The sequence below is a fragment of the Spartobacteria bacterium UBA695 genome (assembly GCA_002298145.1).
Classification (GTDB): Bacteria; Verrucomicrobiota; Verrucomicrobiia; order Chthoniobacterales; family Chthoniobacteraceae; genus UBA695.
Genome location: DBMP01000004.1, coordinates 52,386 through 74,811 on the forward strand (window position 1 = coordinate 52,386; position 22,426 = coordinate 74,811).

18 protein-coding genes and 2 other RNA genes are annotated in these 22,426 nt (G+C 63.2%); 10 read left to right on the top strand and 10 right to left on the bottom strand.

Features of this window, described 5'->3' with window-relative positions; genetic code table 11:
* Positions 1–69 precede the first annotated feature (69 nt).
* The gene (locus B2828_RS01390) at positions 70–1,170 is read left to right on the top strand and encodes a sialidase family protein (RefSeq protein WP_479631887.1); all 1,101 of its coding nucleotides are present in this window, start codon (positions 70–72) and stop codon (positions 1,168–1,170) included.
* Positions 1,171–1,354: 184 nt separating this feature from the next.
* Here the strand turns inward: B2828_RS01390 and acnA are convergent, their stop codons facing one another.
* Positions 1,355–4,198, bottom strand: coding sequence for an aconitate hydratase AcnA (gene acnA / locus B2828_RS01395; protein ID WP_479631888.1), 2,844 nt, complete (start codon positions 4,196–4,198; stop codon positions 1,355–1,357).
* A gap of 200 nt (positions 4,199–4,398) precedes the next feature.
* Between acnA and B2828_RS01400 the strand changes: the two genes are divergently transcribed.
* The 5 genes from B2828_RS01400 (at position 4,399) to B2828_RS01420 (ending at position 10,653) form a co-directional block, all read left to right on the top strand.
* The gene (locus B2828_RS01400) at positions 4,399–5,424 is read left to right on the top strand and encodes a GYF domain-containing protein (RefSeq protein WP_479631889.1); all 1,026 of its coding nucleotides are present in this window, start codon (positions 4,399–4,401) and stop codon (positions 5,422–5,424) included.
* A 24-nt stretch (positions 5,425–5,448) separates the two neighbouring features.
* Positions 5,449–5,952 (top strand): HIT family protein, encoded by a 504-nt coding sequence (locus B2828_RS01405; protein ID WP_479631890.1) that lies wholly within the window; start codon positions 5,449–5,451, stop codon positions 5,950–5,952.
* 52 nt (positions 5,953–6,004) lie between these two features.
* Positions 6,005–7,147, top strand: coding sequence for an AI-2E family transporter (locus B2828_RS01410; RefSeq protein WP_479631891.1), 1,143 nt, complete (start codon positions 6,005–6,007; stop codon positions 7,145–7,147).
* Positions 7,144–7,503 (top strand): hypothetical protein, encoded by a 360-nt coding sequence (locus tag B2828_RS01415; protein WP_479631892.1) that lies wholly within the window; start codon positions 7,144–7,146, stop codon positions 7,501–7,503. Before B2828_RS01410 ends, B2828_RS01415 begins: the two co-directional genes overlap by 4 nt.
* A gap of 132 nt (positions 7,504–7,635) precedes the next feature.
* Positions 7,636–10,653, top strand: a complete 3,018-nt coding sequence (locus tag B2828_RS01420) for a hybrid sensor histidine kinase/response regulator (protein WP_479631893.1) — start codon at positions 7,636–7,638, stop codon at positions 10,651–10,653.
* Between the two features lie 88 nt (positions 10,654–10,741).
* Here B2828_RS01420 and B2828_RS01425 read toward each other — a convergent pair whose 3' ends face one another.
* Both B2828_RS01425 and B2828_RS01430 read right to left on the bottom strand, forming a co-directional pair.
* Positions 10,742–11,989 carry a TIGR03862 family flavoprotein gene (locus B2828_RS01425; protein ID WP_479631894.1) on the bottom strand — a complete coding sequence of 416 codons (1,248 nt, stop codon included), beginning with the start codon at positions 11,987–11,989 and terminating at the stop codon, positions 10,742–10,744.
* Between the two features lie 108 nt (positions 11,990–12,097).
* Positions 12,098–12,586, bottom strand: coding sequence for a hypothetical protein (locus tag B2828_RS01430; RefSeq protein WP_479631895.1), 489 nt, complete (start codon positions 12,584–12,586; stop codon positions 12,098–12,100).
* Positions 12,587–12,774: 188 nt separating this feature from the next.
* Here B2828_RS01430 and B2828_RS01435 point away from each other — a divergent pair, with 188 nt between their 5' ends.
* Together B2828_RS01435 and B2828_RS01440 are read left to right on the top strand one after the other, a co-directional pair.
* A complete protein-coding gene (locus tag B2828_RS01435; RefSeq protein WP_479631896.1) occupies positions 12,775–12,975 on the top strand; it encodes a hypothetical protein in 201 nt (66 codons plus the stop codon).
* Positions 12,976–13,022: 47 nt separating this feature from the next.
* Positions 13,023–13,517, top strand: a complete 495-nt coding sequence (locus B2828_RS01440; protein WP_479631897.1) for a 3D domain-containing protein — start codon at positions 13,023–13,025, stop codon at positions 13,515–13,517.
* Positions 13,518–13,526: 9 nt separating this feature from the next.
* Here the strand turns inward: B2828_RS01440 and B2828_RS01445 are convergent, their stop codons facing one another.
* Complete coding sequence (locus B2828_RS01445) at positions 13,527–14,222, bottom strand: YggS family pyridoxal phosphate-dependent enzyme (protein ID WP_479631898.1); 696 nt, start codon at positions 14,220–14,222, stop codon at positions 13,527–13,529.
* A 67-nt stretch (positions 14,223–14,289) separates the two neighbouring features.
* On the opposite strand from B2828_RS01445, the gene B2828_RS01450 reads away from it, so the two are divergent.
* Positions 14,290–15,180 (top strand): LysR family transcriptional regulator, encoded by an 891-nt coding sequence (locus B2828_RS01450; RefSeq protein ID WP_479631899.1) that lies wholly within the window; start codon positions 14,290–14,292, stop codon positions 15,178–15,180.
* A 52-nt stretch (positions 15,181–15,232) separates the two neighbouring features.
* Here the strand turns inward: B2828_RS01450 and rnpB are convergent.
* The 5 genes from rnpB to B2828_RS01475 form a co-directional block, all read right to left on the bottom strand.
* An RNA gene (gene rnpB, locus B2828_RS01455) (RNase P RNA component class A) lies at positions 15,233–15,631 on the bottom strand.
* A 107-nt stretch (positions 15,632–15,738) separates the two neighbouring features.
* Positions 15,739–15,919: non-coding RNA, 6S RNA (ssrS, locus tag B2828_RS01460), on the bottom strand.
* 157 nt (positions 15,920–16,076) lie between these two features.
* Positions 16,077–18,434, bottom strand: coding sequence for a phenylalanine--tRNA ligase subunit beta (gene pheT, locus B2828_RS01465; protein WP_479631900.1), 2,358 nt, complete (start codon positions 18,432–18,434; stop codon positions 16,077–16,079).
* Positions 18,435–18,439: 5 nt separating this feature from the next.
* Complete coding sequence (gene pheS / locus B2828_RS01470) at positions 18,440–19,456, bottom strand: phenylalanine--tRNA ligase subunit alpha (RefSeq protein WP_479631901.1); 1,017 nt, start codon at positions 19,454–19,456, stop codon at positions 18,440–18,442.
* A 50-nt stretch (positions 19,457–19,506) separates the two neighbouring features.
* Positions 19,507–20,406, bottom strand: coding sequence for a LysR family transcriptional regulator (locus tag B2828_RS01475; RefSeq protein ID WP_479631902.1), 900 nt, complete (start codon positions 20,404–20,406; stop codon positions 19,507–19,509).
* Positions 20,407–20,527: 121 nt separating this feature from the next.
* Between B2828_RS01475 and B2828_RS01480 the strand changes: the two genes are divergently transcribed.
* Positions 20,528–21,253 carry a class I SAM-dependent methyltransferase gene (locus B2828_RS01480; RefSeq protein ID WP_479631903.1) on the top strand — a complete coding sequence of 242 codons (726 nt, stop codon included), beginning with the start codon at positions 20,528–20,530 and terminating at the stop codon, positions 21,251–21,253.
* Between the two features lie 5 nt (positions 21,254–21,258).
* Here the strand turns inward: B2828_RS01480 and B2828_RS01485 are convergent, their stop codons facing one another.
* Positions 21,259–22,407: a cysteine desulfurase family protein gene (locus B2828_RS01485; RefSeq protein ID WP_479631904.1), complete on the bottom strand. Its 1,149-nt coding sequence runs from the start codon at positions 22,405–22,407 to the stop codon at positions 21,259–21,261.
* Between the last annotated feature and the right edge of the window lie 19 nt (positions 22,408–22,426).

Sequence of the window (22,426 nt, forward strand, 5' to 3'; positions counted from 1 at the left end):
ATCGGTTTAGTATATAAATATCCAATTTGATCTATATCCAACAGAAAAAAATGCGGTTTTAGTATATTCATGAACGATAGCGATCTCGCCCTCCAGCCCGTTGCGCCCACCCCGCTTCAAGCCAGACACCAGCCGGAAACCCGCCGATTCCAGGGAATTCCCGGTATCGAGCGAACCCCCTCCGGGCGGCTGTGGGCTACTTGGTATGGAGGGGGCGGGGACGAAGGACCGGATAACTATGTGATCCTGGCAACGAGCATCGACGGCGGTGAAACTTGGTCAGAGGAACTCGTGGTCGATCCGCCCGCTGATGTGCGTGCATACGATCCGGTATTATGGATCGATCCGCAGGGACGCCTCTGGTGGTTCTGGGCACAGAGCCAGGGGAAAAGCACCTACGATGGCCGCGGCGGGGTCTGGGCCGTGGTCTCAAGCGACGTGGAGCCCCCTGTATGGAGTCACCCGGTGCGCTTCGCCAACGGGGTGATGATGAATAAGCCGACCGTTCTAGCCAATGGCGATTGGGCTTTGCCGACCGCCGTATGGGATAACCTCATCGGCAGCACGACCCCGCCGGAGCTTTTGCCGGAAAAGACGTCTAACCTCACCATCTCCACCGACCAGGGCAAAACTTTCTTCCGTCGCGGCGGTGCGGATGTGCCATTGCGGAGCTTTGATGAACACATGATCGTCGAACTTAAAGATGGCCGGTTGTGGATGCTTGTGCGCACGAAATACGGCATCGGTCAGAGTTTTTCTCGCGACGGCGGCGTAACGTGGACTCCCGGTTGCGCCACGCCCCTGGGCGGCCCGGACGCTCGCTTTTTCATCCGGCGCCTGAAGTCCGGTCGCCTTCTACTGGTCAACCATGTCGTCGATGTCGAACACCCTCGCGACCGCAAGAATCTGACCGCCTGGCTCTCCGAAGATGAGGGCCACTCCTGGCAGGGCGGCCTCCTGTTGGACGAGCGTGAATTGGTTTCTTATCCTGATGGCATTCAGGATGCCGAGGGCAACATCTGGGTTATTTACGACCACGCGCGCTACAAGGGAGGCGAGGTTCTCATCGCGCGCTTCCGCGAAGAGGACATTCTGGCGAAAGCTTGTGTTTCGCCCGCAGCTCGGTTCCGCATCCCGGTCAGTCATTATCCGTTCCAGGCGCAGCCCTGAGCCACTGATTCCGGGTTGTCAATTTTTGTCAAACACGACAAAAGCCACCTAAAATCAGTCTCAAAAGCCTGGGTTGAAAAAGTGCGTAAGTAACTTTCTAAAGCTACTTACGCCTTCTTCCGTCAGAAGCCGGAAAAGTGTTGCCGTCCGGCAGGAGGGTTCGCCCCCTGCCACCCCATCTGTTTTATTTCCCCAGGATCTCCCGGAGCACGTAGGGCAGGATGCCGCCGTGGCGGTAGTAGTCGACCTCGATGGGGGTATCAATCCGGACGATGACCGGGACGTTCTCCTTGGAGCCGTTGGACCGCCGGATGACCAGGGTCACGGTCTGCCTCGGAACCAGGCTCTCGCCCAGCCCAAGCACGTCGAAGGTCTCGGACCCATCAAGCTTGAGGGTCTGCGCGTTCACGCCTTCTTGGAACTGGAGCGGGAGCACCCCCATGCCGACGAGGTTGGACCGGTGAATGCGCTCGTAGCTCGCAGCCACAACGGCTTTGACGCCCAAGAGCCGCGTCCCCTTGGCTGCCCAGTCGCGGCTGGAGCCGGTGCCGTATTCCTGTCCCGCGATGATAACCAGCGGGGTCCCCTCGGCCTGGTACTTGACGGAGGCATCATAGATAGGAAGCTGTTCGCCGCCCGGGTAATACTTGGTCACGCCGCCCTCGACGCCGGGAACCATGAGGTTCTTGATCCGGACGTTGGCGAAGGTGCCGCGCGTCATCACACGGTCATTGCCGCGACGGCTGCCGTAGGAGTTAAAGTCCGTGGGGGCCACGCCGCGCTGCACCAGGTAGCGGCCCGCGGGCGCGGTTGCCTTGATCGCTCCGGCAGGCGAAATGTGGTCCGTGGTGACGGAATCGCCAAAGATGCCCAGCGGCCGAGCGCCTTTGATATCGCTAATCACCCCGGCCTGCATCCCGAACCCGTTGAAGAAGGGCGGCTTCTGGATGTAATCGCTCTTCTCATCCCACTGGTAAACGTCGCCCGTGGAGGAGGTGATCTCGTTCCACTTCGGGTTCTGGTCGGCAAAGCCGGTGTAGAGCTTGCGGAAGACCTCGGGCGAAAGGGCGCTCTTTAAAGCCGCGCCGATTTCGTCGAGGGTCGGCCAGATTTCGCGCAGGTAGACAGGCTTGCCCTCGGAATCTTGACCGAGCGGCTCGTTCTCAAGGTCGATATTGATACGGCCCGCCAGCGCGAAGGCGACGACCAAGGGCGGCGACATGAGGTAGTTCGCCTTGATGTTCTGGTGGATGCGGGCCTCGAAATTGCGGTTGCCAGAAAGGACGGCGGCGGTAACGAGGTCGTGCGCGAGGATGGCCTCCTCAATGCGCGGATGGAGCGGACCGGAGTTGCCGATACAGGTGGCGCAGCCGTAGCCGACGACCTGGAAGCCGAGCTGGTCCAGGTACGGTTGCAGGCCGGTCTTGGCGAGGTAATCGGTCACCACACGGGAGCCGGGGGCGAGCGAGGTCTTGACAGCCGGGTCAACACGCAGCCCGCGCTCGACGGCTTTCCTGGCCAGCAGGCCCGCGCCGATCATGACGCTCGGGTTGCTGGTATTGGTGCAGCTGGTGATCGACGCGATAACGATGCTCCCGTTGCCAACCTGGCTTTCGCCATGGGTAAAGGGGTTGACGGCCAGCTCAGCCGAGGGCGTGGTGGTGGGCCGGTTGGAAACCATCTCCACCTTGCTCGCCGGTTCGCCTTCCTGGGGATGGTTCTGTTTGTCGTCGGTGGAAGTCTGGTGCAGGCGGGTCTCCAGCGGCTCGCCGTTGAGGGCCACCGGGACGCGGAAGGCGAGGTCGGTGACGGGCTTGCCGTAGCCGCCTTCGGCGAGGGGCTTGGCGAAGATCTTGGTGAAGCTCTTGCCGAGGTCGCCGAGGTTGACGCGATCCTGCGGGCGCTTGGGACCGGAGACGCCGGGGACGACGGTGGAAAGGTCGAGCTCCAGGTCCACGGAGTAGTCGATCTCCCCCTTCTTGGGCATGCCAAAGAGTTCCTGGGCCTTGAAGTAGTTCTCAAAGGCGGCGCACTGCTCTTCGGTGCGACCGGTGGAGCGGAGGTAGGCGATGGATTCGGCGTCGACGGGGAAGTAGCCCATGGTGGCGCCGTATTCCGGGGACATATTGGCGATGGTGGCGCGGTCGGTCAGCGGCAGGGAGGCGGCCCCCTCGCCGTAGTATTCGACAAATTTGCCGACGACTTTCTGCGCCCGGAGGAGCTGGGTGAGGTGAAGGGCCAGGTCGGTGGCGGTGACGCCCTCGCGCAGGCGGCCGGCGAGGTGGACACCGACGACCTCGGGGGTCAGGAAATAGACGGGCTGCCCAAGCATCCCGGCCTCGGCCTCGATGCCACCCACGCCCCAGCCGACGATGCCCAGGCCGTTGATCATGGTGGTGTGGGAATCCGTGCCGACGAGGGTATCGGGGTAGTAGACGCCGCCGGTCTGGAGAACGCCCTTGGCAAGGTACTCCAGGTTAACCTGGTGGATGATGCCGATCGAAGGCGGGATGACGCCGAAGGTCTGGAAGGCCTGCTGGCCCCACTTGAGGAACTGGTAGCGCTCCCGGTTGCGCTTGAACTCCATGTCGAGGTTCAGCTGGAAGGCTTCGGCAGAACCGGCGTAGTCGAGCTGCACGGAGTGGTCCACGACGAGGTCGACCGGCACGAGGGGCTCGATCATCTTCGGGTCGCGCCCCAGGGCAGAGACGGCGGTGCGCATGGCGGCGAGGTCGACCAGGAGCGGCACGCCGGTGAAGTCCTGCAAAACGATGCGGGCAACGACGAAGGGGATCTCCTCCGCGGCTGGGGCCTTGGCGTTCCAGGCGGCGAGCTGGCGCACAGCTTCTTCGCTCACTTTCTTGCCGTCGCAGTTCCGCAGGACGGACTCGAGCACCACGCGGATGCTCCGGGGCAGGCGCTGGATGCGGCCGCCCAGCTTTTCATTAAGGGCGGGCAGCGAATAAAACGATCCGGTGCGTCCGGCTCCGAGTTCAAAAGTGCGCAAAGTTTGGAAAGCGTCGCTCATAGGTATCAAAAAGGTTGGTTCCTCCCCGTGGGATCGCTCTAGAAAAGCGAACCTGGCCCCGACCCGCAAGAACAGTATTCGCGGGAGACCCCCGTTTTCGCGTATTTTTGCCCCGTGGGGACCTAAATCGGCCTTTTTCCCTTCCCCGGGCGACCGTTCAAGCTTGCGCTTTTTCTCCGGTTCGGGACGATGGGGGACGCATGAAATGGTATTACATCGACGGCCCTCGTCGCGTGGGACCGATTGACGAAAACGAGTGGGCCGAGATGGTCCGCACCGGAAAAATCCGTCCCGAAACTCTGGTTTGGCACGAGGGGATGGACAGCCGCTGGCTTCCGTTATCAGAAATCCCCCCCGAAGACCCTGAAGACGCCTCCCAGGAAGAAGCCCCAGAGGAATCCGAGGAACCTGAAGCATCCGACGAAGACCTCGAACCGGAAACGGAGACCCCCGAGGCCTTTGTGGAGCGCGTAACGCCCCGGGACTACACCATCCGCGTGGGCCAATGTGTGGCCCAGGCCTGGTCGGTGTTTATCGCCCGCATCGGGGTGCTCGTGGGAGCAACGTTCGTGGCCGGGGCGATTTTCGCCGTTTCAGCCGTGGTGCCGGTGCTCGACTACCTGGTGCCGCTACTCCTGCACGGGGTGCTCATGGGCGGGCTGATGTTGATCAGCCTGCGCGCGCTGCGGCGGGAGCCGATGGAGATCGCCGATTTGTTCGCGGGCTTCCACCAGCCGGTCTTTATGCAGCTGGTACTGCAAACGCTGGTCAGCTCCACCATCTGGCAGCTCTGCTTCATCCCGGCCCTGATCGCGATGAAAATGATGGGGGTGGACCCGGAGGCCGCCATCAACGCCGCCCGCAACGGAACCTTTGAGGCGATCACCACCGATCCGCAGACGGCCATGGTACTTTTGCTGGTACTTATGACCTGCTCCATCCCGGCGGTTTACTTCGTTTACTGCTGGATGTTCTCGGTACCGCTCATCATCGACAAGGGGCTGCCCTTCTGGCCCGCCATGCAGCTCAGCCGCCGCAAGGTGCTCCAGCATCCGTGGAAGGTCGGCGTGCTCTCGATGGTCGCAGGGCTGGTCGCCGCCTCGGGGCTGCTCCTGCTGGGCCTCGGGTTCATCATCACCGCGCCGCTCTATACGCTGATCATGCTGGCGCTTTACGAGGAGATCTTTCGCACGGAGCCGCCAGGCCCCGGCGAGCCGCAAGCCTAATAGACTGCCGAGTGCTTTTTTGCCATGTCATTTCCCGATTCTCTGAAATCCGTCTGGGCGCCCTGGCGCGTGGAGTATTTTTCCATCGATAAGTCGAACGATTTCCTCGCGCAAGCGGCCCAGACCACCGACGACCCCGGGCACCTCGTCGTGCGGCGGCTGAAATCCACCTTCCTCATCATGAACCGCTACCCGTACACGGTGGGGCACCTGATGGCGGTGCCATACCGCAAGGTGGCCGACATCGCTGACCTGACGGCCAGCGAGCGGGAGGAACTCTGGGACCAGGCGGCCTTTGCTGAACGCATTCTGCGCCAAGTCGTCCATGCTCAGGGCTTCAACGTGGGCCTCAACCTCGGCACCGCGGCAGGCGCAGGGGTGGCCGATCACCTCCACCTTCACATCGTCCCCCGCTGGGAGGGCGACAACAATTTCATGCCGGTCCTGAGCGGCGTTCGCGTCATGGCCGAGGCGCTCGGCTCCTTGTACGAAAAGCTGGTGGCGGCGGCGGCCGAGGCCGAGGTGTAGACTCTCATATTTGATAAAAACATTTCCCGGTAATTTTCAACCCTGCGCATTTATGAACTATCCGACGCTCTGGCAGAAAAAAATTCTTTGGGGCGCTCTGACCGGTCTGGCCATCGGGGTCATCGGGGCCCTGGCCGTGGGGCTCATCTGGGGGGTGAACGCGCTAATGGGGTTCCTCCAGCCGCTGCTGGTGCCCGTGGCGGTGGCGGGGATCTTCTCCTTCCTGCTCAATCCACTGGTGAACCGTTTCCGGAAGTGGGGCCTGAGCCGCCATACCGCGGTGCTGGCGGTATTCGCCTCGGTTTTTCTCCCCATCGCCTTGATCTGCCTCTGGGCCATGCCCGAGGTTTACGATCAAAGCGCCGATTTCGCTGTCAAGCTGCCCGGCTACGTGGACCAAAGCGTTGCGGCTGTAACAGAGCAGACCCGGCGGCTGGTCACTTGGTTGCAAGTTCAGTACCCGAACAACGATTACCTGGCCGAGGCCATGGGCTGGCTCCAGAAACAAGCCCCCTCGCTGCCGCTCAAAGTGTGGAAATTCGTGACCGGCGGGGTGCAAGGTTTCCTCGGCGTGGCCGGATTCTTGCTAGGGATGGTCCTTGTCCCCGTGTACCTTTATTATTTCCTGATCAATTCCGAATCCATTTCCGCCCATTGGGGCGAATACCTGCCCTTGAGAGCGTCAGCCTTCCGAACCGAGGTGGTCAGCTGCCTCACCGAAATTAACAGCTATCTTGTCGCCTTCTTCCGGGGGCAGATCCTGGTCACCATGATCGACGGTCTGCTCATTGGCACAGGACTCAGCATCCTGGGGCTTCATTTCGCGCTCTTGATCGGCCTGATGGTGGCCATACTGCAATTGATCCCCTATCTGGGCGTCGTACTGTGCTGGATTCCCTCGGTCCTCATCGCCTTTGCCCAGTTCCACGACTGGATCCACCCGGCCCTGGTAACGCTGGTCTTTTTCATTGTCTTTCAACTGGAAGGGTTCGTGATCGCGCCCAAAATCGTAGGCAACGCCGTGGGGCTCCATCCGATGACGATCATTGTATCCATGTTCGCCTGGAGCTTGATCATCGGCGGGCTTCTGGGAGCGCTGCTGGCAGTGCCGCTCACCGCCACGCTCAAGGTGCTCCTGCGCCGCTATGTGTGGGAGAAACGCGTTGCGGAACGGGAGGCGCCCCCTACCCCATGAGCCAGCCGTACATCGTTCCCAGCACCGCCCGGCGGGATTGGCTCCTCGGGCTCGCTGCGGGCGCGCTATTCCTGGGGGCGGTCATCTACGCCGTCATGAACCTTTCGGGCGGGCTTTCCGGCAGCACGATCAACGGCACCGTCGTAGCCAAGCACTTCACCCCCCAGCCCGAGGATCGCATCACCATCGGCAAGCGGGGGCTCGATGCGCGCCATTCCGAAGGCGAATATGTCCTGGAATGCGTCGCCAAGGACCGATCATACCTTGTCACTGTGGATAAGCAAACCTACGAAGCCAAAGCGGTGGGCGATTCGTTTATCTTTTCACGCCCATTGGACGAATCCACCCCGAGGTAGCTATAATGCGTACACCAAACTGTTTGATTCCCGAGAGGTTGCGTAGTTTGATACAACTATTCCCCAATAGGTTTGCCCCAGCCGAAGCCGGTCGCCTTTAGACAGCCGATCCCCGAGAACAGATTCAACGCCATGCCCTCACTCCGTGTGCTTCCAGTGGGAATTCTCGAACGATACGACTCCATCGTACCTGCGGAATTCCGTGGCGATAAAAACGGGGGCCTGGAATGGCTCTCGCCCGTCAGCTTCGAGCGCCTCAACGAGGCTCTCTCTCATGAGAAGCCCGACCTTATATTATTTTTCGACGAATGCCGGGGCAGCACCGCGATCCGCCAGTCCATTGCCACGGCAGGCCGCCTAGCCTCCGTCGTGCTCGTGCCGACTTACGACGAAGACGATGCCACAGACTGCATTCAGCGGGGAGCGCAGGATTACTTGGGCACCGAGGGGCTCGCCCCAGGCACGTTTCACCGCGCCCTGCTCCACGCTTGGCAGCGCGCATCCATCCGGGCCGCGCTTTTCCGCTCAATAGAAGGCTCTGCTTCGAACCATCCGGGGCCGGCCTCCTCAGTTTTCGCAAGCCGCTTGAGGGAGCTTTCCGAAGAACGCGTTCGCGCGGAAAAGGCGCTGGTGGAGACCGTCAGCCGCTACCGCTTCCTGCTCGATATCGTTCCCCAGATTATCTGGACCACCGACCGCACGGGAGACATCATTTATATCAATCGGTATGGCACCGATTACACGGGCCAGCCCATTGCATCGGCGGCGAACCAAGGCTGGCGGGTGCTGATCCACCCCGATGACCTCGACCACACGCAGCGCGCTTGGGAGAGAGCCATCCCGGAAGGCGTCGGTTTCGAGATCCAACACCGCATCCGAGCCCGGGACGGCAGCTACCGCTGGTTCGACCTGCGGGCCGTGCCCCGGCGCGATGAAAAGGGCAACGTCCTGGAATGGATCGGCATCGAGGCCGATATCGACGAAGAGAAGCGCGTCGAGGCCCGCCTGACGGAGGCTCAAGACGAGCTGGGCATCCGCATCCTAGAGCGCACCTCCGAGCTGGCCTACGCCAACGAAATGCTCAAAGCAGAGGTGGCCGAGCGCCGCTTCGCCGAGGCCGAGGCCCAGCGGGCAAGGGAAATCGCCGAAGCCGCCAACCGCTCGAAGAACGAATTTCTGGCCAACATCAGCCACGAGATCCGCACACCGATGAACGGCATCATCGGAATGACGGAGCTGGCGATGGAGACCGACCTCACCTCGCAGCAGCGGGAGTACCTGCAACTGGTCGCCCACTCCGCCGACTCGCTTCTGGTGCTCATCAACGACATGCTCGACTTCGCCAAGATCGAGGCGGGCAAGCTGGAGCTGGAGAACGAGCCCTTCCTGCTGCGCAAGGCCGTGCAAGAGTCAGTGGACACGATGGCGGTGCGCGCGGCCCAGAAGGGATTGGCGCTAGACGTCCTGGTGGGCGACGAAGTGCCCGCCGTGGTCTTTGGCGACGCCATGCGGCTGCGCCAGCTCATCATCAATCTGCTCGGCAACGCCACGAAATTTACTGAAAAAGGACGCATCGGCGTGCGCGTCACCGCGGCTTCCGACGAAGCCGGAAAATCCGAGGTACTCTTCGAAATTTCCGATACCGGCATCGGCATTCCCGACGACAAACAGGCGGTCATTTTCGAGGCCTTTGCCCAGGTGGACGGTTCGATGACCCGCCGCTACGGCGGGACGGGGCTGGGGCTGGCCATTGTGTCGAGCCTGGTCCACAAGATGGGCGGCGAGGTCGGCGTGAGCAGCAAGCTCGGCGAAGGCAGCACCTTCACGCTCCAGATCCCCTTCAAAGTCGGCGTTGCCAGCGACGTCCCCGAACCGGCCACCTCCGGCCAGAACGATGCCACCGGCCAGGGCAAACCCCCGCGCCAGCAGGTGATCGTAGTAGCCGAGGAGAGCTCCGAGACGGCCCAGGCGCTGGTCCAGATGCTCGAGGGAATGCGCCGAGGCACAACGATCCAGGGCAGCGGCAAGAGGGCTGCAGAAGAGATTCTCCACCGGCGCGAACAAGGCCGCCCATTCCATCTCGTCATGGTGGACGCCACGCTTTCCGACATGAGCGGCGAGGCATTTGTGCAGTTGATCAACGGCGAAGAGCGGAGTTTCTCCGCGCCCGTGGTGCTGATGCTCCCGGCCACATCCACCCCGGCGGAGGTAAAATCCGCCTGGTCCGCCGGGCCCGACTGGGTACTTTACAAGCCGGTGATGCCCGCCGACCTGCGCGAAACGCTCGAACGCAGCGCCATGTCGGACCCCGGCAATGACAGCGACCGCTCGCCCTTCGGCGGAGGCTCCCCGGAAACCCGCGCCGCATTGCGCGTGCTCGTGGCGGAGGACAACCTGGTCAACCAAGTAGTGGCCGAGCGGATTCTCTCCAGCTTCGGATGCTCGTTGGTGACCGTCGCCAATGGCCGCGAGGCCGTCGCCGCCGTGGAACACGAGCCCTTTGACCTGATTTTGATGGACATCCAGATGCCGGAAATGGACGGCATGGAGGCCACGCGCCGCATCCGTTCGCTCCCCGACGAGCGGGCCCTCCTGCCCATCGTGGCCATGACGGCCCACGCGATGAAGGGAGACCGCGAACGCTTCCTCGCGGCGGGCATGGATCACTACATCTCCAAGCCCTTCCACAAAGACGAGTTGCTGCTCCTGATCAAATCCATCAAGCCGAGGGTACGCCGTGCCGTGGCCATGCCGGTCTCGTCGGCACCCGCCCCGGCGGTCCCCGATGACCCGGAAGCGCGCTCCAGCGTCTCCCTCAAGCGCTTCCTCAAGACGATGGGCGGCGACGAAACCCTCTTCCGGGGCGCCTGCGAGCTCTTCGTGGAGTGGATTCCCGGCCTGGTAATGGAGCTCGGCAAAGCGCTGGAGGAACACCGCGCCGACGACGCGGGCCGCCTCGCTCACAATTTGAAGGATTCGCTCGACTCCGTGGGAGCCCGCGAATGCTCTGAGCGCGTCACCGTGCTGGAAGCCAACCTGCGCTCCCGCGATTTCCCCGGGGCCCTCAATCTCTTCAGGACGATCGAAGAGGAAAACCGGGCCATCCTGACGGAAATGGATAAATTCCGGAGTTCCGCCGTGGCCGGTTAAGCTGAAAATTAGCCGCAAAAAGGCGCAAGAGGAGCAAAGAAGGGAAGGAACTGTTGCCTTCGTCTTTTGCTATTTCCCCTCGCGGCTTTTACGCCTGCGCGCACGACCGCAACCACTCGACCGCTCGCCGCCCGGCGCGGGTGCCGGTGGCTAGGCAGCCTTGCAGCAGGTAGCCGCCGGTGGGGGCTTCCCAGTCGATCATCTCCCCGGCCACGAACATGCCGGGAAAGCGCCGTAGCATCAGCGTCCGGTTCAGCTCGGACCACCGGATGCCCCCCGCCGAGGAAATCGCCTCATCCAGCGGGCGCGGCCCGGTGAGGAAGAGGCGGCAGTGCTTGGTCTCATTGGCAAGGGCCAGCGGGGTGGCATACGGCCCCCGCGAGGCGAGGATAGCCGCAGCGGCAGGTCCCAGGCGCCAGCGGTTGCGGGCCTCGGGAAGCAAGTCCACCGTGGCTTTGCCCAGAGTCCCGAGCTTGGCCACCAGCTGCTCCACGGTGAAGTCCGGTTTGAAATCGAGTTCGACCTCGGCGGTGCCGTTGGCGCGGTGGAGTTCCCGCAGGACGGGTCCGAGAGCATAAAGCACGCTGCCTTCCAGGCCGTAGCGGGTGACAACCAGTTCCCCCACCGTCTCAGTCGTCCCAGCGCGGGCGCGCAGGTTCTTTAGCGGGAGGCCCTCGGCTTCTTTCAGCACCGTGTCAGACCACGGGATTTCCCAGCCGCAGTTGGCCGGTTCCAGAGGCGAGAGGCCGATCTCCATGGAGGCAAAACGCCGGGTCCATTCGCCATCCGAGCCGGTCTTGGCCCAGGAACCGCCCCCCAAGGCAAAGATCACCGCCTGGGTCTCGACAGAAACCGGCCTCCCCTCGGGGCCCACGGCGAAGTCGAGCCGGATGCCCTGGGGATGGCGGGAGCCGTCGGAAAAGGTCATGCCCGTCCAGCGGTGCCGGGTGCGGAACACAATGCCCTGGGCGCGCAGGTGCGAAAGCCACGCGCGCAGCAAGTGGGCCGATTTGAGCCCCATGGGGTAGACGCGCCCCGAGGAGGCGGCAAAAGTTTCCACCCCGAGCGAGGCCGCCCAAGCGCGCGTGGCGGCGGCGTCAAAGTCGGTAATGAGCGAAGGCCAGATGTCCTCCGGCATTTCCGGCCCGACGTAGCGCGTGGCCATCCGGTCGGGAGATTCGGCGCGGGTGAGGTTGAGCCCTCCGTATCCGGCCACGAGGAATTTGCGACCCAGCGAGGGTTTGGCGTCATAAAGGGTCACTGAGACGCCTTCGGCCGCCGCGACTTCGGCCGCACGCAGGCCCGCCGGACCGCCTCCAACAATGGCAAGATTCATACGCAGAATAGGATATTTCTCCTCTTTATGGCCCAAGTCCCCCCCGAGTTGAAGTGTTTCCGCCGCGAAATCCCACAAATCTACTGGGATTTACTCTGCGGGAGAAAATTACTGCGGGAGCCCGCTCAAGCCTCGCTGCTCAGTCAAATTATGAATGTGCTTGGAGGCGACCAGGACCAGGACCACCGGCAGGTAGACGGTAACGACTGAGAGAATGAGCCAGAGTTTATACTGGGAATCGCCCGAATCCGGCAGCGAGGGCAAGATGGAGACCGAGCCGATGATAATGAGTAGCAGCGTGCCCACGAGCACGTACTTCGCCCACGTCTGGCGGAACCACAACGCCGCGAGCAGCCCCGTGCTCCAAAGGCCGATGGCCATCAGAAACACCACGAGCAAATGCTGGTAGCCGACGGATAGATGCGGGTGCAGGAAGCGCATCACGGCAAGGTCCACGATCCGCAGCCAGAGAAAAAGCCCGAAAATATAGAGGCGGCCATACTTCGCCCGGTGTCTACGGCGCTTTTTCTTGACCCTCATGATGAGGGGAAAGTCGTCGGGATCTGGATCGGGGTCGAAGTGGGAGGAGGGATTCATGCCTTATGGCGAAGAACGGACCGGGATCCGTCGTAACCTTTTATATAACAAAGCAGGACGCTGGCCAAAAAGCAAAATTTGTCGCGCTCGCCCGCCGTTTTTTAACGCGGGCGGCCCTCCCCGGGGTTGCCGGGAGGCAAAAGAGCGGAATATAAGCAGCAAGGTGTAATACACCCACACTTAAAATCATGGACGAAATTCAAGACGCCGCGCCGAAACAGAAATTCAAACGCCTGCACCAGGAATCGTGTGGCTTTGCCCGCATGGAATACGACAGCTACGATGACGTTCGCCTGGCCTGCGAACGGAAGCTGGAGGAATGGGTACGCCGGGGGGTGATCCCGCCCTGGCAGCCGATGGCGAATAATGACTGGATTTTTTCCCGCTAAAGGCGCATGGATCGTGGCCGAACCGCCCGCACTCCATGCCTCTCCCTTTGTCCTTTTTTCGACGCAGCCTGCCGCTGGCCCTTGCGCTGACGCTGCTGACCGGATGTTTCCGCTCCCTGCCCCCCTATGAGGAACCGCTGCCCCGCGCGCGCGTCCAGACCGTACGCACCACGGCCTACACGCACACGGAGCGGGACCACTGGCGCTACGGGAAAAAGAACGCGCTCGGGAGCAATCTCTGCCACGGCAAGGTAAACAGCGCGGCCGCCGACTGGGCGCGCTGGCCTGCCGGGACGATTTTCCGGATTCAGGAAACAGGGCAGATTTTCGAAGTGGACGACTACGGCTGGGCCCTCGCCGGGCGCAACACCATCGACCTCTACAAGCCGACCGCGCGCGACATGAGCCACTGGGGAGTGCGCCGGGTGCACATCGAGGTGCTCCACTGGGGCGACCCCTGGGCCAGCTACCGCAAGCTCAAGCCCGCCCACGGCTACAAGCACGTCCGGCGGATGCTGCGCGAAATCCGCGAGTTTTATTGAGAAGGCGGATTACGGCTTCCAAGCCTTGCCCTGGCGCTCGCCAAAGAGGGCGGTACCGACGCGAACAAACGTCGCCCCTTCCTCGATGGCTACTTCAAAATCGCCGCTCATCCCCATGGAGAGCTCCGGCAACTGGACGCCGAATTCCCCCGCCAGCCGGTCGCGCAATTCCCTCAGCGCCACGAAGTAGGGCCGGGCCTCCGAGGGCTCGTCAACAAACGGCGGAATGGCCATCAGCCCCTCAATGGAAAGATGCTCCAGCGCAAGGAGTTCCGGCATCGCCACGCGAAGGGCCCCGGGATCGAAGCCGAATTTGCTCCCCTCCCCCCCGACGTTCACCTCCAGAAAGACCTTTGGCTTCACGCCCAGCTCGCCCGCGATCCGGTCGACATCCCGCGCCAGATCCACTTTATCAATGCTGTGGATGCGCTCGAAGAGCCCCAGCGCCTGGCGCACTTTGTTGGACTGCAAATGGCCGATCAAGTGCCAGCTTACCGGAGCGGCGACCAGCGGCGCCTTGGCCCGCGCCTCCTGCACCCGGTTCTCGCCAAACACCGTCAGCCCTGCCTGCGCCGCCTCCAAAACCGCCTCGGGGCCATGCGTTTTGCTCACCGCCACCAGCGTAATCTCCTCCGGACGGCGTAATGAGCGCCCCGCGGCTTCAGAAATCCGGGCGCGCAGGGAGGCGATATTTTCAGCAATCATATATTAGTGAAAGATGGGATGTTGACGGCGGTACGGGGATAGCATTAGGTTGGTTAATACCTCGCCAATGCATATCGAGACACTCAAGATATTCTGTGATGTTGTGGAAACCGCCAGCTTTTCCAAGGCGGGATCCATGAATTCCATGACACAGAGCGCTGTGAGTCAACAGATTCTGTCGCTCGAAAAGAAGCTCGGACGCACGCTGCTGGAGCGCGGCCGCCGCCAGTGTTGCGTAACGCCCGAGGGCGCGGTGCTCCTGGAAGCCGCCAAGGAAATGCTGGATATTTACAACAGCCTTGGCGAGCGCTTCAACGAACTAGCCGACGTCGTCGCAGGCGAGCTGCATATTTCCGCCGTTTACTCGGTAGGTCTCCATGACCTGCCTCCCTACCTGAAGGCCTTCCGCAAGATTTACCCGCAGGTGGACGTCCAGGTGGCCTACCGGCGTTCGGCTCAGGTCTACGCCCAGGTGCTTAGCGGCGAGGCGGTGATGGGCCTGGTGGCCTACCCCGCGGTGCGCAAAGGCATCCACATCGAGCCGTTCAAGGACGACGAGATGGTGGTCATCTGCCCGCCGTCGCATCCGTTCGCCGAGTGCGAGAAAATCGCTCCGATCGCGCTGAAAAAAGAGCGTTTCATCGCGTTCGATCCCGATCTGCCAACGCGCCAGTACCTCGACCGCCATTTCCGCGAAAACGGGGTGATGCTCGGGCATGCCATCGAGTTCGACAACATCGAGACCGTCAAGCGGGCCGTGGAGATCGAGCAAGGCATTTCCATTTTGCCAAAAGCCTCGGTAAAGGACGAAGAGGAGAGCGGCGTGCTGAAAGCCATCCCGCTCGACCCGCCGCTGCGCCGCCCCCTGGGCATCCTGCTCAAGCGCAACCGCCCCCGCAGCCCCGCGCTGCGCGAATTCCTGGCGCTACTGCAAGGCAAGACCGCAGAGGCGAGCTAAGGCGCGAGGCAAAAAGAAAGGGGCGCTCCCCGGTTTCCCCGGAAAGCGCCCGTATTAGCGGATGGCTATAAGCCGAATTTTGTCGAGCCGTGTTGCCACGGCCGGATGACCATTTATCTCACGACCCAAGCCCCCGAAGGGACCAGGGCCGAGCCAGCCTTGCAGCCGGTGCGACGATAACCCGGGAGACAACGGGCAGGCGGCCCAACTCCCTGTTCTGTCTTGCACCGCATGGGGTTTTTCGTGCCCCGGAGCTTACGCCCCGAGCGGTGAGCTTTTACCTCGCCTTTTCACCCTTACCGGAGTTGCCCCCGGCGGTTTGTTTTCTGTGACACTTTCCGTGACCGTGGACTTTCGCCCCCGGTCCCCGCATGTTCTACGCGGCATGCTGCCTTGTGGTGTTCGGACTTTCCTCCAACGGTTGCCCGCCGGCGATCACCCGCCATTCGCTGCGCGCAATCTAGCCCCGTTCGCGCCGCGGGGCAATCGTAGAATACTTGATCCCCTCCCCCTTCAAAAAAAGAGACCCTTCTGCTGGGAATGCCAACAGAAGGGTCATATTACCCCACAATGCCGTTCAGGAGCCTTAACCCGTTCCCTTAAGGAAACGGTGGATGACCTGGAACACCTCGCAGAAGTCCCACTGAAGGGCTTGTCTTTGAGAACGCCACATTGGCCTCCTTACGAATCAGTATCGGCCCGGGATTGCTGCCTTAAATCTCGAACATCGCAGGGTAAATTTAGGCGCCCTGCCCTCCCTCGCTATCGGAAAGGCAAAGCGAAATTTAGTTTGAGGGGCAAAGAGCATGGCGAACCTTGATTTCAAGGGCTCCGCCGATGGGTCTATTCTCCTCTCGAAGTGGCCGGATGTCAAACGATCCCGAGCCCTTTCGGGACTACTCGCGGAAGGTCGCGGCCAGTTCCGCTTTCAGCCGCTCTTTGAGCTTCTGGTGTGCCTGGGCGACTTCCTCGGCGGTGAGGGTTTTCTCCGCCGAACGGTAGGTCAGGGCGTAGGCCACTGATTTCTGTCCGGCGGGGACTTTCACGCCTTCGGGGTCGGTGAAGACGTCGAAGAGTTCTACCCCCACCAGCAGCGGCTCTTTCGCGCTGAGCAGGGAGGCGGTGATTTTCTCGTGCGGCACCTCGGCGGCGACCAGGAGCGCGATGTCACGCGTGACGGCCGGGAATTTCGGCAGCTCGGTGAACCGCCGGGTGGCGGGCGCGGGGTCGAAGACGTCGAGGTCGATCTCGGCCACGAGGATCGGCGCGGAGGCGTCGAGGTCGCGGGCGGTGGCCGGGAGCAACTGCCCCGCGACGCCGACAACGCGCTTGCCGCGATGGAGCTCGACGGCAAGGGCAAGGGCCGGGTGGGTGGCCGTTTCCAGCGTAACGCCCTTGAGGCCGAGGGTGGCGATGACGCCCTTCAGATCAAAGAAATCGACCGTGCGCGGCTTGGCCTCGCGCCAGGAGGCGGGGGCGGCGGCTCCGGTCAGGACGAGGGCCAGCGAGGTGTGTTCCTCGCGCTTGCCCGCCTGGAAGACGCGGCCCAATTCGAAGAGCCGCAGGTCGCGCTGGCCCGCGCGGAAGTTGCGGGCGAGCGATTCCAAGAGCCCAGGAACGAGGCTCGGCCGCAGAACGGCCTGGTCTTCGCCCAGCGGGTTGCGAACCTTGAGGAGGTTCCCAGCGGGGAAGACGGCGGCGGATTTTTCGCTGATCAGCGTCAACGAGCGGGCTTCGTGGAAGCCGAGGCCGGGCGCGGAAAGCTGGCGGCGGATTTGCGTGGCCTGGTCGAAGCGGCGATCGGCCTCGGAGCTGGCGGTGTAGCGGGTGACGAAGCGGGCGGGAACGGCTTCGATGCCGATGACGCGGGCGACTTCCTCAATGAGATCAATCTCACGAACGAGGTCGGGGCGGAAGGAGGGGGAGCGCCAGCCGTTGGCGGTCTTTTCCAGGCCGAACCCGGTGAGGATGCGCTCCACGGTCTCGGCGGCGACGTCGGCTCCCAAGAGCGCGCGGCAGCGTTCGAGGCGGAAGGGGACTTCGGGCGCGGAGACTGGGGCGGTCCCGGCGGCGCGGGGCGCGGGTTCGGCCTGGCCTCCGGCGACTTCCTGGATCAACGCGACGGCGCGGGCCGAGGCGGCGAGGACGCCCGCCGGATCGACGGTGCGCTCGAAGCGGTAGCTGGAATCGCTGGAAAGGGCGAGTTCGCGCGAGGTGTGGCGGATCTTTGCCGGAGCAAACCAGGCACTTTCGAGCAGAATGTCGGTGGTCGTTTCGGTAACGCCACTCTCTTCGCCGCCCATGACGCCCGCGATGGCCAGGGCGCGCTGCTGATCGGCAATGACCAAGTGATTGGGCCCGAGCTCGTAGGTCTTGCCGTCGAGGGCGAGGAATTTCTCCCCGGCCGTGGCGGGCCGGACGCGAATGCCGCCCTGGAGCTTCGCCTGGTCGAAGGCGTGCAGGGGCTGGCCGAGCTCTAGCATGACGTAGTTGGTGACGTCGACGATGTTATTGATGCTCCGCAGGCCGACGCTCTCCAGCTTGCCGCGCAGCCACGCGGGGCTGGGGCCGACTTTGACGCCGCGAATCGCCCGCGCGGTGTAGAAGGGGCAGACTTCGGGGGCTTCGAGGGCGATGGCGTCGCCCGCCGGGGCGGATGACACGCTCTTGCAGCCGAGGATGGCCTCGGGAATGCGCAGCGGCTTCTCTAAAAGGGTGGCGATTTCCCGCGCCATGCCGACGTGGCTCAAGAGGTCGGGACGGTTCGGGGTGACTTCGACGTCGAGAACGGTCTCGGGAGGGAAGAGGTCTTTGATGGGGGTGCCGACCACGGCTCCGGGCGAAAGGATGAGGAGGCCCTCGGCGTCCTCGGCCAAGCCGAGTTCCTTGGCGCTGCACATCATACCCGCGCTCTCAACGCCGCGCAGTTTGCCGGTCTTGATCTTAAAATCGCCGGGCATGACCGCGCCGGGCAGCGCGAGCGGGACTTTGTCGCCCACCTTGAAGTTCTTTGCGCCGCAGACAATCTGGCGGGGTTCGGCGGAGCCGTCGGCCACCTTGTTGACGCTGAGGCGGTCGGCGTTGGGGTGCTGGGCGGTTTCGAGGATCTGAGCCACGACGATGTGGTCGAGATCGCACCCGCGCGTCTCGATGCCTTCCACTTCCACGCCCGCCTTGGTCAGGATTTCGGAGAGGGCGTTGACGTCGGCGGGCAGGTCGACGAGTTCTTTAAGCCAGTTAAGAGAAACTTTCATGGTGCTTACTTGTATTGCGCGAGGAAGCGCACGTCGTTTTCAGTGAAGAGGCGGATGTCGGACACGCCGCTCAGGATCATGGCCAGCCGGTCGAGGCCGAAGCCGAAGGCGAACCCGGTGTATTTCTCGGCGTCGTAGGCTTGGTCGCCACGCTTTTTGTTGATCTGGGCGAAGACGGCCGGGTCGACCATGCCGCAGCCCGCCAGTTCCAGCCACTTGTCGCCTTTGCCAAGCGCGGAGGCCTTGATGTCGACCTCGAAGCTCGGCTCGGTGAACGGGAAAAAGTGGGGGCGCATGCGCACCTGGGCGTCGGAGCCGAGGAGTTCGCGGAAGAAATACTCGATGGTCCCCTTGAGGTCGCCCAGGGTCACGCCTTCGTCGACGTAGAGGCCCTCAATCTGGGTGAACTGCGCCAGGTGGGTGGCGTCGGCCTCGTCGCGGCGGTAGACGCAGCCGGGGGCGATGATGCGCACGGGCGGGGCGACGAGCTCCATGGTGCGGGCCTGGACGGTGGAGGTCTGGGTGCGCAGGAGGCGGCCGTCGGGCAGGTAGAAGGTGTCGGCCTCGTTGCGGGCGGGGTGGTCCTCGGGGGTGTTGAGGGCGTCGAAACAGTGCCACTCGTCCTCGATGTCGGGGCCGTCGGCCAGCGCGAAACCCATTTTGCGGAAGATGGCCACGGCGCGCTCCAGCATCTGGTTGATGGGGTGGACGGCTCCCTGGGGCACGGGAATGCCGGGCAGGGTGAGGTCGATCCCGGCCAACGCGGCCTGGTCGCGCTCGGCTTCGAGGGCGGCCTTGCGGGCTTCGACGCCGCCGGAGACGGCGTTACGGACTTCGTTGAGAAGCTTGCCGATGCGGGGCTTGTCCTCTTTGGAGACGGTGCGCATCCCCTCGCTCAAGACGGAAATTTTACCCGTTCGCCCAAGGAAGGCGATGCGAACGGCTTCGATGGCGGCTTCGTCGGCCGCCGCCGCGAGGGCCGCGAGGGCTTCGGCGCGGAGTTGTTCAAGTTGCTGGTCCATGGTTGTGGAGAAAGATTCTCATTGAAAGCCAGAAGATGCCCGCTGGCAAATCAAAGATGCAAGGCGCGCAATTCCGCCAGGAAGTCGGCCAGCGGAGAGGCGTCGGCGGTGGGGGCCGGGTAGGCGAAGGCGTGGCGCAGCCGGGGCGCGGGGGCGGGCAGTTCGAGGAAGGTGACGCCGGAGGCGATGAGCCGCCGGATGGAGGCGGAAACCAGGGTTACGCCGCTGCCCGCCGCGACCATGGTGAGCACGGCGGGGAGGCGCTCGGATTCCTGGACAATCCGTGCGGAAAGCCGGTGTTCCTCGACGAGTTCGGAAAACTGCTGGCGGAAAGCCGGGGCGGCCGTTCGGGAGACCATGACCCACGGCAGGCCATCGAGGTGGGCCCATTCCAGCGGATCGACGAGGGAAAGCGGGTGCCCCTCGGGCAGGGCAAGGACGAAGGGCTCCTCGTTCCAGACGGTAAAGGCGATGCCCTTGGGGGCGCGGGCCGGGGCGGCTCCGATGAAACCGCCGTCGAGTTGCCCCGCCTGGAGCGCGGCCATCTGAGCGGCGGGAGCGAGGTCGACGACATCCACCTGGCAGGCGGGGTGGGCGGCGCGGAATTGTTGCAGGAGGTGGACTAAGTTCTCGTCCAGGAGCGCGCCGATGAAGGCCAGGCGCAGCCGCACGGTTTCGCCCCGGCGGGCGCGCCGAAGGGTGTCGGTGGCGCGGTCGAGCTGACGCAGGGTGGCCCGGGCGTCCTCCAGGAAGAGCTGGCCCGCCTCGGTGAGGGTGACGGAGTGGGTATCGCGTACGAAGAGGCGGGAGCCGAGCTTTTCCTCCAGCGTCTGGATGCGCCGGGTGAGCGGCGGCTGGGAGAGATGCAGCGCTTTGGCGGCTTTGGAAAAGTTGAGCGCCTCGGCGACGGCGACGAAGCACTCCAGTTCCCGGATGTCGGGGCGGTTCATGCCGAAACGGTATCGCCATTATTTGGCAATAGCAATTCTGACAATCCAACTCACAGCTTATGCTTTGAGCTATGCCCGAACCCACCCCCCAAAGCTCCGCCCGAAAGGAGCGCTAATTTTTATGAGCACGCCATTGGAAAGCAAATCAACGATCGAGGAAATCCGTGCGCGGTTCGACGCCGACGTGGAGCGGTTCAGCAACCTGGAGACCGGCCAGCAGGCGATCCCGGACGCGGCGCTCATTCTGGACTTGGTGGCCCGAGGGAGCACGCTCCATCTGCGGCCCGGCTCGACGGTTCTGGATATCGGCTGCGGCGCCGGGAATTTCACGCTCCGGGTGCTCGGGGAAACGGCGGGGCTGCATTGCCACCTGGCCGATTTGAGCGCGCCGATGCTGGACCGCGCCCACCTTCGCGTGCGCCAAACGGGCCGGGCGGCTTCGATTACGGCGCACCAGGGGGATTTCCGCAACCTGAATTTCCCCTCGGGGACCTTCGACGCCATCCTGGCCGGGGCCGTGCTGCACCATTTGCGCGACGATGAGGATTGGAGGCGGGCGTTCGCTCAATTGCACCGCTGGCTTAAGCCCGGCGGGCGGCTCTACGTTTCGGACCTCGTTTGTTTCGCTCTGCCGGACGTGCAAGCGGTAATGTGGGCGCGCTACGGCGACTATCTCACGAGCCTGGGCGGCGAGGCCTACCGGGAAAAAGTCTTCTCCTATATGGATAAGGAAGATTCCCCCAGGCCGCTCCAGTTCCAGGTGGATTTGCTGACCGCCAGCGGGTTCACGCACTGGGACGTGCTGCACCGCAACAGCGTCTTTGCCTGCTACGTGGCGGTGAAATAAAAACGCTAAAGGCCGCGCAGCCGGGCGACGATGCCTGGGAGCACTTCCAGCACGCGCTCCACCTCGGCCCGGGTATTGAACCGCGAGAAGGAAAACCGAAGGCTGCTCCGGGCCCTCTCGCGGGAAAACCCCATGGCGGTCAACACGTGCGAGGGCGCGAGCGAACCCGCGGTGCAGGCGGACCCCGCCGAGGCGCAAATCCCCGCCCGGTCGAGCATGATGAGCGCGCCCTCGGCCTCGATGCCCTCGAAGGCGAGGTTGGTGGTGTTCGGCAGGCGGCACGCGCCGCCACCGTTGACACGAACGCCGGAAATGCGCTCCAGCACGGAGCGTTCGAAGAAATCACGCAGCGCAGCCACTTCGGTGCGCTCGTTTTCCAGCGCCTCAGCCGCCAGTTCCGCCGCCACGCCCAAGCCGACAATGCCCGGGACGTTCTCCGTACCCGCACGTTTTCCGCCCTCCTGACCGCCCCCGAGGAACAGGGGCCGGAAGGCCACGCGGCGGTCGATGTAGAGGGCTCCAACGCCCTTGGGGCCGTGGATTTTATGAGCGGAGATGCTCATAAAAGAAATGGCGGTTTCAGAGACCTTCAGCGGAACCTTGCCTGCCGCCTGGATGGCGTCGGTATGGAAAAAAACGCCCCGTTCCCGAGCCTTCGAGGCAAGCGCTTCGACAGGGAAAAGGACCCCGGTCTCGTTGTTCGCCGCCATGAGGGAAACGAGGGCGGTCTCGTTGTTAATTATATGATCTATGTCAATCGTATCCAGATTCCCCTTACCATCAACTCCGACGCGCGTAACGCTGTAGCCATGGGCTTCCAGCGCCTCCAACGGCTTGATGACGGCGTGGTGTTCAACGGAGCTGGTAACGAGGCGCTTCCGGCTGGGATTGAGCTCCAGGGCCGAGTGGATGGCGGTTGCGTTTGCCTCTGTCCCGCCGCTGGTGAAGAGGACCGCTTCCGGCTCGCAGCCGAGCAGCCGAGCCACCTGCTCCCGCGCCTTGCGCACGGCGTTGGCGGCGATCTTGCCGAAACGATAGCCGCCCGAGGGGTTCCCATAGTTCTCGGTCCAAAAAGGGAGCATCGCCTCGACCACGCGAGGGTCCACGCGGGTGGTCGCGTTGGCGTCGAAATCGATGAGCGGATCTGCGGGCATCTCAGGTGCTCTTTCCGCT